The sequence below is a fragment of the Sphingobium sp. genome, assembly GCF_035511395.1.
Taxonomy (GTDB): Bacteria; Pseudomonadota; Alphaproteobacteria; order Sphingomonadales; family Sphingomonadaceae; genus Sphingobium.
Window position 1 is genome coordinate 1 of sequence record NZ_DATKFP010000206.1, and the last position, 10,764, is coordinate 10,764.

A 10,764-nucleotide genomic window follows, 5' to 3' on the forward strand; every position below is an offset into this window, starting at 1 on the left:
ATCTCCGTATAGAGCAGCGCCCGCCGCGTGATGAGGCGCAAGAAGAACCGGTCGTGCCGATCCGTCCAGTCCATCATAGGGGCAATGGAGATCTTTTTTCCCAGCATTTTCAGTGACTTAGTCTATTGTCCCATGAACTTAAACGTGAACGTGTGCGCTCCGTGTGCACTCAAAAACGACCAATTATTCCCTGTTTGTACCTCTCTGTGCACACATAGTGCACATGAAATGACCCTGGATCGATGGCGACCATCAAAAAGCTTCCCTCCGGCAACTGGCGTGTGCAGGTCCTGCGCAAAGGACGATATATCGCCGAGACCTTCCGCCGACACAAGGAGGCGGAAGCATGGGCCCTCGATATGGAACGCCGTATCGATCAGGGCGAGGTCCCCAGTTCCCGCACGCGAAAGAAACCGACCACATTCGGCGATTTGATCGACCTGCATCTCGCCGCGCTTCAGGAGGTTGGCCGGTCCCCTCGCCGTTCCAAAGCGTTCACGCTGGACGCGCTCAAGGAGAAACTCGGCAAGGTTCGAATGGCCGATCTCAGTCGCGAGCGCCTGATCCGCTTCGGCAAGGACCGGTTTAAGGAAGGTGCCGGCCCGGTGACCGTCGGCATGGACCTGTCATATATAAAGACCATCATCACGCATGCTGCGGCGGTTCACGGGATCGCGGTCTCGCCCGAAGCGGTCGACCTTGCCCGCACCGCGCTGAAGCATCTCGGTGTCATCGGCCGGAGCCGGTCGCGCGACCGGCGGCCGACGGCGGATGAACTCAAACGCCTGATTGCGTATTTCGACGCGAACCCTCGCCAGCTCATACCGCTTGCCAGGATTATTCGCTTCGCCGTCGCCACCGCCATGCGGCAGGACGAGATTTGCCGTATCCGCTGGAGCGACATCGACGCAAACACAAGAACGGTGCTCATCCGTGACCGAAAGGATCCGCGCGAGACAGATGGAAACGATCAAAAGGTACCGCTCCTCGCCGCCACGGGCTTTGATGCATGGGCTATTCTTCGGGAGCAAAAGTCAGCAGTCGCAAAAAACGATCGCATCTTCCCCTACAACGCGCGCTCGGTTGGTACCGCGTTCCGGCGCGCCTGTCGCGACCTGAAGATAGAGAACCTGCACTTTCACGATTTGCGCCATGAAGGTGCAAGCCATCTGTTCGAAGCCGGCTTCACCATTGAGCAAGTCGCACTGGTCACAGGGCATCGCGACTGGAAGATGCTGAAGCGCTATACCAATTTGCGTCCCGAACATCTCCACCGCTTCGATACGGCACGCGCGCTTGTCGCTTCTGAGCCGACCAAGGGGACAAGTCCATGGGCGGCCTTGGCTGCTATGGCGAACCGGTCGAAGAACTCGATTGACGGATAAGGTCAAATCAGGGGGTATGCAGTGATCTTCACTTGCGACTGGCCTTTTTTCTTCATTCCATGCTGCTCTACGCGGGAAAAGCGATGCTTCGAAGAATATTGCGTACAGCGGGGTAGCAAACGGTCCCAACCGAGATATGACTTCACATGCGTTGGCCGGCCCTATGTCGCAAGCGACTCCACCTCGCACACGATCAATCCAGCGCCATACCTCCTTCCGGCGACCAGACAACCACATCACGCGGTCGTCCTCGGAACGGCTCTCCCAGAAGGGCCAAGCCGTCGCGGAAAAGCGCATACCGATCAGGCTCATCTGCGTCTGCCCGAGCAATGCGACCTTCCGCGCAGAGAGAAAAGCCTGTTGGTTCGACGGTTGGAAGCCTCATCGTTGCCGGCAGCCTCGCCGCTCGGTCGCGGATCGCATTGCTCAGCGCGTTCAAGAATTTGGCTGCCGCCTTCTCCTCGATCGCGAACCAGCCGAAGTCAAAGCTAGGGTGACGCGACGGCGACAAACGTGTGCGCCGAGCAAGTCGCCACCATTCTGGATGCTCGAAGAAATCCTCGGTCCACCATGGCGGACCTCCGGGCCGCAAAAGCCGCGAAGGCCCCGCTAAATACGTTCGCCCCGCATAGCCAAATCGAAGGAACGAAACGCCATGACCCTCGGGAGCTGGGGACTCTGGCGAGCGGATCCAGTCGATCCAATCTGTTACTTCCGGCGCGCCCATCAAGAGAAAGTTCGAGCGATGGGTCGCAAGGGCCATCGGCGCCGACGTGCCTTCGGGTATCGCGCCTCTCTGCGGGCCGCTTGGCGGTGGAGTTTGTTTTCGCGGCTTCGATATCCGTGTTTCCGACACGGCCAGGAAGCTCCCAGCTGTTGTCGGCTTCGAGCCGAACGCAATTGAATAGCCGTGGATGACCTCACCGAACGGCGACGGCTTCGCGACAAAGGGCTTTACCTGCTTGACGTACTTTCTCTTCGCCGCATTCGCTACCTTGGCGGCGCTCGCGTCTTTGGCGAACGAACCGTGCGCCTCGGCGAGCACAACGCCGTGGCCGGACGCGTTGCCACCTTCGTAAATGAAATCCGCATGGGGATCGAGCGACGACGAGAGGCACGCCGCGTTGGCCCTCCATGCGTAGCCGGGAGCGTCCATGTAGAGGTGGGCAATGCCGGCGCCGATTTTGGCCGCAAACTGCGACCCAGCAGTATCCGCGAGGAATTTGAAATGAGATTCGAGCGCAAAGGTCGATCCATCCTGGAGCAAAGTCTCCAGTTCGATCAGAGCGCCTTGCTGCAATCCGTCGAGTAGGACGACGGGCGCATCATCCCAAGTCGTCGCCGTCCTCGCGATGGCGGCGGCCAAGGCAATCGAATTGAAAGACAGGACCGGCTGCACCGGCGGTGCCACGAAATGGGGCGAGACCGGACTTGGCACGTGGCCATGCTTCGTATGCTTGGTCACACCGATCAGCTTGGTCGATGTTCCCGGTCCGGCGGTCGATACGAGCCCCCTCATTCCTTCGGCTCCGTGGCCTGCGCGACCAGGTCGACAAGTTTCCAGCCTTGTTCCGTGGCGGGCTCTATCAGGTCCATTGCTTCGGATTTGCGCAGCGCGAGCCCCAACAACTCGCGCGGCCTGGTCACGCCGACGAAGACGTTTGTCGCGGCGGTGAGCCTTACCCCCGTAAAGAGCTCGTCGGTAACGCCGAACGCGCGTGGAAGCACCGTAGCCAGATCGATGCACTGCTGGTCCGCGCTATTGCCTTTCCAAATCTCGCTCTCAAGGACGAGAATGCCGTCTACGCTCTTTCCCTTGACTGAGTGGATTGACCCCAGCCGCAACGTGAGATCGTCGAATTGAACCTGTTTCGTTGAGCGGCGCTCGGGGTCGGCAAGATCAGCCTTCTGTTCGGCGACAAAGGTGCAAAATTCCGCGATATCGCCCTCGGAGCCCTGAGGAGCCGGACTGAACAGTGGTAACAACGCTTCCACAAATGCCAGCCATGCCGCCTCTTCCCACACCGCAGCGTCGGCAAGCACATGGTCCCGCAGCAATCGACGTACAGTGTGGGGCAACGCGAGGTCGCGATCCGCCAGCGCCGCCCAGACATTGTGCGCGGTGAGGGGACGGTCATTCGCTGCCTTCCACCCATGAGCGCGCGCCAGCCCAGACACCGCGGCCGCGAGCATCTCACCCACCTCTGCGGGCGGTCGCGCCGCGGCATAGTGCACGGCGGCCTTCTGAAGCTGCCGGCAAAAGAGATTCGCTTTTGATCGAGACCCGCCCTCGCTGCGATATGCGGGATGATAGTCGACGAGACTTTTAGGCCGCCATGCTCCCTTCTTGCCGGCCAGATTGTGACGCGACGCAACCGCCCAAACGTCGCGCGTGCTGCAATCGTCACCCCACAGCGCGCGTGCTTCTTCGGCGAAAGCTCCAAGAACCCTACCGATCGAAGCTTCATCGAACAGGAACATCACCCGCGATGCCGGCCGTGCGCCCAGCCCGACAATGGTCTGGGCCTGGCGTACGGTCAGCCGGCTTGCAAAACAGGCGATCTCCCCGCCGAACCGGTGGCTCGTATCGAGAGGGATGCACTCGGCGCCCGGCGTCCAATATGCCGGCGCAGCTCCATCGTCCTCGTATAGCGTCTGATTGCTGTCCCCGAGACGCTGGAACGCCGCCTCGCCTTGCTTGAACACGTGCTCCAGCAGCCGGAGCTGGTCGCCATGTGTGTCCTGCGCTTCATCGAGAATGACGAGCGGAAACCGATCGCGAAGCCGCTCGGCAAGACTGGGGTTATCGCGGAGCGCACGCCATGCGAGCGCAGTCATGTCGGCATAGCGATAGATCCCGCTCTTGACCATCACGGCCTTGAGCTTCGATAGCGCCTTGCCGCAATCTGTATCAGCGCCGTGCTGACCCTTTTGCCGCTGCACGATCAGGCTTTCAGGTTCTTGCCTTACGTCATCGAAGGCTGCATCGAGCGTGAGATTACCAACCCATTTGGCTACGGTTGCGCTGGCCCTCTCGGCTTGCTTTTTCAGTGCCCAGAACGACGGATAGCGCCGCAAAGCTTCGGCCGCGAAAGCATCGTCGTCAATCTGGCGCACGGGCCAGCCCAGGCCTCGAAGATAGGGCAAGGCGAGATACTGGTTGATGAATGCCGTGACCGTGCCGGTGAAATGAGGATAGGCCATCATCCGCGACGCAGTCGGATGGCGGGCGATCATATCTTCGATCTCGGTCCGCGCCGCGTTGGTGTGTGAGATGACGCACACGCCGCGCCTACGGGTCGTCCAATTGCGCGACAGCAGCGCGAGCTTCGCCGCCAACAGCGTCGTCTTGCCGTTGCCCGGTGCCGCCTGCACGTCACAGGGAGCGGCGTTGGCCAGGAAGTTGATCTGGCTCGGATCAGTGAAATCGCAGCCGCCCAGCTCATCACCAAGTTCAGCAAGCAGTTCGGGTGTGAGCGGCAGGATTTCGAACATGGCGCTACGCCTTCACCGCCGCCGCGCCGTCTAGGCCAGCGACCCCGATCTCGTCGTCTTCGGCCTCCGGCTCGGCGATCATGGGCGCTCCGGGGACATAGTCGCCCGTCACGTAGTCGATCGCGCGCACCAGATAGGGCGGGAGCCGCTCGCGCATCTGCTCCGGCGTATCCGTGCGTTGCCGAAGTATGACGGCAAGCTGCTCGGCGACCTCGGCTTTGGAGGCCTCCTTGTCATGGACGGGCTGGTAGATCTTCACTGCGATCTCGGTCGCAGAGAGCCCAGCCTCTTTCCAGGCCGCGTAAGTTTCACTGGCCTTCTGCACGATCTTCGCAAGCCGCTCCGGCTTGCGACTGCTTGTTTTGGCGAGTTGGACCGCCTGGTGAACGCTCTCAGCAAGCTCGGGCCTTAGTGCGAGATCGAACTCGAGCGTCCAACTGTCGGCGACGAAGGCGTCGACAGGGTCGCCGACGTCACGCCGCAGCGTCTTCAGCCGCGCAGCGACCTCGTCCTGCGTCAGCTCGTTCTCGGTCTTCCGATCACCGACGAGGGCCTTCGCCTCAGCTGGCGGAATGTCTCTGTCGGGGATCAGCGCCACAGGCACAGGGATCGCGCTCCCCGTTCTGCGCTGCAGAATCCGGCTGTACCGGAACAGGCCGCGATGTCCGACATTGACAAGCGAGACACCATATCGGCTGAGCGGACGTTCAAGCTTCTCGGCTATCGCGGGCAGCAGGAGATGCTCGCCGTCGCCCTCCACGACGATCAGCGCGCGGGCGAAGAACAGGTTGGCCTTGGTCGCGTCAAGGAACCGGCGCAGGAACTCGTAGTCCTCCACTTCGAGCCGGGTGTGCGCCGCTCCCAATGGAAAGGCACGGTGACCGACGATCATCGTCATAGTCTCGAGCTCGGCGCCCGCCGCGAGCTGCGGGCTATGACTCGTGAGCAGAACCTGAACCTGTTGATGGGTTTCGCCCTTCTGGGGGTCCGGTTTGGCGGCGCGCGCCGCGAGCACCTCCATGAACAGCGTCTGGTGCTGGGGATGCAGGTGCGCTTCCGGCTCCTCGATGAGGAGGAACGGGACCTGATCGGGGTGCGACTGCAGCAGCAGCAGCTCGGCCGCCATAAACAGCAAATTGTTGTAGCCCAATCCGCGCTGTACGCGCTCGCTGCCTGCTTTGGCGTTGAGATAGAGCTCGAACCGTTCGAGTATTTGATCGAAAGAACCGCCTGCGCCGAGGTCCAGCGTCGCGACGAGGCGGTCATCCACGAACGACAGCTTGTCGAGAAAATCGGTGTTTACGCTGCTGGCGACGCCTCCCACGGCGGGGTTGCCTCGGACCGCCGTGTCCGCGGCGGCGAGCGTGTCATGGAGCGTAGCGTTGGCGCCCGGCGCGGCCGGCTTGCTCTGTGGCCCCATCGTGGGCATCGCGCCGAGAATGCGCGAGAGGCGCGACCGGCGCCCTGCTCGCATCTCGCGCTCGGCGTCGCGCAACGGCTTGAGGTATGTGGCCTTCAGGTACTCCCGTAGCTCTCCGTCGAGCGGCAGCCCTTCGCCTTCGGCGCCAGCGCGGTGCTGGCTGGAGATGATGCTGCCGCCGCCTGGCGCGACGCGCCGAGCGCCGCGCATGCAAACGTGCAGCCTAAGCTTTCCCTTTTCGTTGGTGCACCATTCGAGAAAGCCGGCTTCTTCGTCTGCGTTGAGGTCGTCGAAGGTGCAGCGAACGATGAAGTCGCATCCACGGATGCCGTCCGCGCCGACATGGAAATCGTGTTCGTCAGGGCGGATATAATCGTCGCCGCGTGTCCAAAGGACATAGCGGGCGGCGTCGATGATCGCGCTCTTCCCGGCGTCGTTCGGCCCCACGAGGATATTAAGACCGGGTGAGAGCTTCAACTGCAACGGTGCGGTCGGATCGAAGCACCGGAAGCCGCTCGCGTAGATTTCGGAAATATACACCGCCGCCTCCCCAGCCCCGTTTTTCTTATGCTGCCGCGCTGTTCGCTCGCGCGACTATATCTGCGCACCGCTCCATGAGAGTCTCAAAAGGCTCGGCTTCCTCAAGGAGGAGCCCATCGTCGACCATCTGCGCGTAATCTTCTGCGAGAGCATTGGCGCCGTCGCCGGTTGGGACGAGCTGCAAGCCGCCGTTCACGGCTGCGGCGTAGTCAATCTGAGATCGATCCGTGGCCTTCTCGGCGAAGAACATCGCCTTGTGACGTGCCACGGCGTTGGCCAGCTCGCGATCCGCGAAGGCCGCCGCCGCGAGGCCGGCTTCATCGAGACGCACCACGTCATGCCAGTGACGTGCGAAACGATCACCGCGCAGCCGCTCCTGAAGGCAAAAGACGTGGATCGCGGTCGCCTTTTCCCAGAAAGTCCGCTCGGCATGCATGACCCTCGGCCGAGCCGTTGGAAAGACCACGCCATCCACCAGCCCGGCCGCGTCGCAATTGACATCGCGCGGGCTCGCAGGTTCACCCGTCGAGCGGGCGCCGAATTCGAGCATGACGCTCGGGGCCACATAGCCCGAGCCCGTCGTCGTCGCCTCATAGTCGATGAAGAGCTTCTCACCATCGATCCGGATCACGGCCGATAGGGATTCGCCCGCCAGCGCTTCGGCGATGACCGGCTTAACCGTCCCCGCCACCCAATCCGGCAGGCGCTCGCGCACTGCGCTCGTCCAGCGCTTTTCCTCGCTTCGGGTTTTCGGCAACGCTTCACCATTGTCTCCGACAAGGTCGGGGGCGAGCGCGCGAATGTCGTAGGTCAGATCGACGTCCTCGGAAAACCGCCGGATGACGCCATAGGCCTTCGACAGCGAAGTGCCGCCCTTGAAGACCAGATGTTCGCCGAGCGGCGAACCGTAGAGCGTCGCCAACGCCCACACCACCCACGCATCCTTCTCAAGCAGGTGCGCCGGTCGGCCCGAGCGATCGGCAGCGACGCTCAAGGCTTCCCGGCGATCCTCGGCCGGAAGGAGGAGGAAGGCATCAGCCATGCGCGACCTTTCCTACGCTGCGCGCGAGCCAGGTCGGAAGCTGAGGCGCGGCCGCCACCAACTCGCTGAAAGCGGCGGGCGGTAGCTTGCGCTTCAGGGTCTGGAGGGCCGACTCGGCTCTTTCCGGGCCGAGCCAGGCCAGCGCTCGAACTGCCTGTCCCGCTGGCCGATGCGCCATGGCGAGCTGCCAGCGCGGCGCGTGGCGAAGCTCGACGATCTGCTTGCCGAGGTTCATCTTCCGGGTCCGCCCCGACGTTAGATAGACGGATCGGACCGGCACCTGCGTCGTAAGCCCGAGGCTATTGGCAGCGGCCGCGCCGCTCGAGACGATAACCTCGCCACGCTGGGCGGCGAGCGCCTCGACCGCCTGTTCGACGGACGGCGCTCTGGTCCCAAACCGACTCGTGACTGGCAGGCGGTAAACGCCCCGGCCGGCCCGGATCAGTTGTCTCCGCTCGGCCATGCGCGACAGCGCTTGGTCCACCGCGGCCCGATTACCAAGGTGAAGCAGGCTCTTAGCCGCAACGGGCGTGCCCTCCGGCAGCCGCTTCGCGTGTTCAAGAATCTGGTCAGTCAAACACTGCATGGCTGTTCTCCTGTCAGAAATATATATAGTTTTCTGACAGTTTTCAACCTAGAACTGACAATGCCGATCAGAAGGGCGCACACCCTTAACGGCGGCTTGCCCCTGATCAGATTGAAGGCTCACAAGGTCAGAAGGGCACTGGGCAATGAAATGGGGTTCATCAAAGGACTGAACCGCCAGCGACACGACCGGCTCCCCGGCCGGGCAGCATGATCGAGCCCTTGAAGTAAGCTTAATATTGCAAACACCGCGTATACCGCGGACTTTGAAATATGTTCGCGAGAACCGATGACATGCAACCAGCAGACGATGGCGATCGGCTAATTCAGGAGGTGCTCTCCGAACTGGGCTGGGAGGCGGATCCAAAGACAATTGCCGACCGCGTTCGACGCCTCGACGTTGGGCTGCCCGCCGAGGACGAGTTTACCGCCATCTGCAGCTGGCTCGGTAAGGCGCGCCTCGTTCACAAGCTCGATCAACACCAGGCGCCTCTTACCTCTCGAGACACCTACCAGGTTCCAGACCTCTTGGCGCAATTCGAGAACACCGGCCCTCTGCTCATCGAGGTCAAATCCAAGACGAAGCAAACCCTATCCTTCACACCTGAATATCTCGAACGGCTCACTGCCTATGCCACCCTCGTCAACATGCCGCTGCTCATCGCCTGGAAACATCATGGCATATGGACACTCTTCGAAGCACGGCACCTCACCAAGGCGCGCAAGAACTTCAACATCCGCTTCGGCGACGCCATGAAAGAGAACCTGCTCGGCGTTCTCGCCGGCGATGTCGCCTACAAGATCGCACCGGGCGCGGGCATACGGTTTCGCTGCAGGAAGCAAAAACTACTCGCCACCGAAGAACACGACGGTACGGTCACCGAACAGTGGCAAATGCGGATTGATAAGGTCGGCTTCATCGTCGCGGATGGCAAGGGTGCCAGCGAGCTTGCCCCAGACGTGGCGCCCCTCTTCACGACGTGGGATTTGGCCGAACGACAGACCCATAGCGACACCCATATCGAACTTCATTTCGTCGCCGACGACGATGCGGGCATGATGTTTGGGCACATGGCGCTCACGCATTTGCTGAACTGGACATTGCCCCAAGGTGCCGCGATCAACTGGAGACACGCCGTCCGGCGAGATGCCGTCGTCAGCAACATGACCAACTTCGGGCGTGCACTCGAACGGGCGTTGGACCAGAAAGTGGTACGCACAATCCTCCACCAGCAGCCTCAGAGCGGGCCGGACTTCCTGCTCAAAAAACGCTTCCCTCCCGGTCAATCGCCCCATCAAAAGGGCCACGCCCAAGACACGGCAGAACGGACGAGCACATGACGGAGCAACCCACCCGGGAATTCGGACGAGCCGATCAGCTCGATGCGGCGCTGGGCCTGGACCAAATCGTTGGACCGAAATTGGCCTCGATCATCGTCTTTGCTGCGAACATCGAATACCACCTTGAGCGTGCCATCTGGGTCTTGGAGAGGATCGACCCAAAAGGAATTCGGCCGGAAACCGATGCAAGGCCGATTACTGAACTCATCACGATGCTCGAAAAGCATGTCGCTAGCGTAACGGACGGCGCTGTCCACAGCATGCTGGAAAACTGGTACCGAGCCGCCCGCTCCGGGTTCATCATCCGACACAATATCGCACATGGCGTATCGTTCAGAATGGAGAGCGCGCTCGTATTCTCCCGAAACCCGCGATGGCACGGAGAAGTCCGAAAGCGGGACTTCGGCGACCTCTGGTGCGAGCCTCATGTGCTCGACATGCTTCGCGACTCCTTCGCCACCTTGCTGCGGATAGTCGCTACAATCGCCAAGGACGACACGCTAATTGCAGAGATCGCAAGCCCTCCAGCGCTTCACGCAGTGCGAGAAGCGCGTTCCATACTTGGCGAGCTTGCTGATCGTTTTTACAATCCCAGCTTTGAAAAATATTGATGCTCGCGCGAGAAAGCTCCGCTCATGGCGAATTCGGACGCAGTGCTCGTGAAATAAATATGCCCCAAACCCAAGCTGCGACCTGGAACGACATTAATTCATTACGAGCGGATCTCGTTCGGTACTTTCCTGAGGATCGGTTTCTCAGAACAATTCTGAAAGGCGCCTACAGGATAGCGCGCGACAAGTCCAACCCGATAAGAGGCAATTTGGTCGCGAGCGGTCTCCGGGAGATCGTCGGACATGTCTTGCACAATCTCGCGCCCGGTGAGGAGGTGCGGCGTTGTATTTGGTTCGAACAGGCAACTGACACAAAGACCGTCACACGTCGCCAGCGTGCAAACT

Annotated in this window: 8 protein-coding genes and 1 pseudogene; 4 read left to right on the top strand and 5 right to left on the bottom strand. The window is 61.3% G+C overall.

Annotated features, from left to right (window positions below; all coding sequences use genetic code 11):
* The first annotated feature begins 242 nt into the window (after positions 1–242).
* Positions 243–1,385 (top strand): site-specific integrase, encoded by a 1,143-nt coding sequence (locus tag VMR39_RS14480; protein ID WP_325416695.1) that lies wholly within the window; start codon positions 243–245, stop codon positions 1,383–1,385.
* A 193-nt stretch (positions 1,386–1,578) separates the two neighbouring features.
* Here VMR39_RS14480 and VMR39_RS14485 read toward each other — a convergent pair whose 3' ends face one another.
* From VMR39_RS14485 to VMR39_RS14505, 5 genes are read right to left on the bottom strand one after another with little or no spacing between them, the layout of a single operon-like run.
* Positions 1,579–2,904: a hypothetical protein gene (locus tag VMR39_RS14485; protein WP_325416696.1), complete on the bottom strand. Its 1,326-nt coding sequence runs from the start codon at positions 2,902–2,904 to the stop codon at positions 1,579–1,581.
* On the bottom strand, positions 2,901–4,880 hold the full coding sequence (locus tag VMR39_RS14490) for a UvrD-helicase domain-containing protein (RefSeq protein WP_325416697.1): 1,980 nt from the start codon (positions 4,878–4,880) through the stop codon (positions 2,901–2,903). Before VMR39_RS14490 ends, VMR39_RS14485 begins: the two co-directional genes overlap by 4 nt.
* 4 nt (positions 4,881–4,884) lie before the next feature.
* Entirely contained in the window at positions 4,885–6,840 is a 1,956-nt protein-coding gene (locus VMR39_RS14495; protein ID WP_325416698.1) for an ATP-dependent nuclease, read from the bottom strand.
* Between the two features lie 25 nt (positions 6,841–6,865).
* The gene (locus VMR39_RS14500) at positions 6,866–7,882 is read right to left on the bottom strand and encodes a nucleotidyl transferase AbiEii/AbiGii toxin family protein (RefSeq protein ID WP_325416699.1); all 1,017 of its coding nucleotides are present in this window, start codon (positions 7,880–7,882) and stop codon (positions 6,866–6,868) included.
* The gene (locus VMR39_RS14505; RefSeq protein ID WP_325416700.1) at positions 7,875–8,468 is read right to left on the bottom strand and encodes a DUF6088 family protein; all 594 of its coding nucleotides are present in this window, start codon (positions 8,466–8,468) and stop codon (positions 7,875–7,877) included. Before VMR39_RS14505 ends, VMR39_RS14500 begins: the two co-directional genes overlap by 8 nt.
* 272 nt (positions 8,469–8,740) lie before the next feature.
* Between VMR39_RS14505 and VMR39_RS14510 the strand changes: the two genes are divergently transcribed.
* The 3 genes and pseudogenes from VMR39_RS14510 to VMR39_RS14520 all read left to right on the top strand — a co-directional run.
* Positions 8,741–9,808, top strand: a complete 1,068-nt coding sequence (locus VMR39_RS14510; protein WP_325416701.1) for a hypothetical protein — start codon at positions 8,741–8,743, stop codon at positions 9,806–9,808.
* Entirely contained in the window at positions 9,805–10,419 is a 615-nt protein-coding gene (locus VMR39_RS14515) for a hypothetical protein (protein WP_325416702.1), read from the top strand. Before VMR39_RS14510 ends, VMR39_RS14515 begins: the two co-directional genes overlap by 4 nt.
* A 59-nt stretch (positions 10,420–10,478) precedes the next feature.
* Positions 10,479–10,764: pseudogene (locus VMR39_RS14520) on the top strand (hypothetical protein); the annotation flags it as partial.

Bases quoted from the DNA above. Each gene is read 5' to 3' on its own strand.
- VMR39_RS14490 (WP_325416697.1), bottom strand. From the start codon at position 4,880: ATGTTCGAAATCCTGCCGCTCACACCCGAACTGCTTGCTGAACTTGGT.
- VMR39_RS14515 (WP_325416702.1), top strand. From the start codon at position 9,805: ATGACGGAGCAACCCACCCGGGAATTCGGACGAGCCGATCAGCTCGAT.
- VMR39_RS14485 (WP_325416696.1), bottom strand. From the start codon at position 2,904: ATGAGGGGGCTCGTATCGACCGCCGGACCGGGAACATCGACCAAGCTG.
- VMR39_RS14500 (WP_325416699.1), bottom strand. From the start codon at position 7,882: ATGGCTGATGCCTTCCTCCTCCTTCCGGCCGAGGATCGCCGGGAAGCC.
- VMR39_RS14510 (WP_325416701.1), top strand. From the start codon at position 8,741: ATGTTCGCGAGAACCGATGACATGCAACCAGCAGACGATGGCGATCGG.
- VMR39_RS14480 (WP_325416695.1), top strand. From the start codon at position 243: ATGGCGACCATCAAAAAGCTTCCCTCCGGCAACTGGCGTGTGCAGGTC.
- VMR39_RS14505 (WP_325416700.1), bottom strand. From the start codon at position 8,468: ATGCAGTGTTTGACTGACCAGATTCTTGAACACGCGAAGCGGCTGCCG.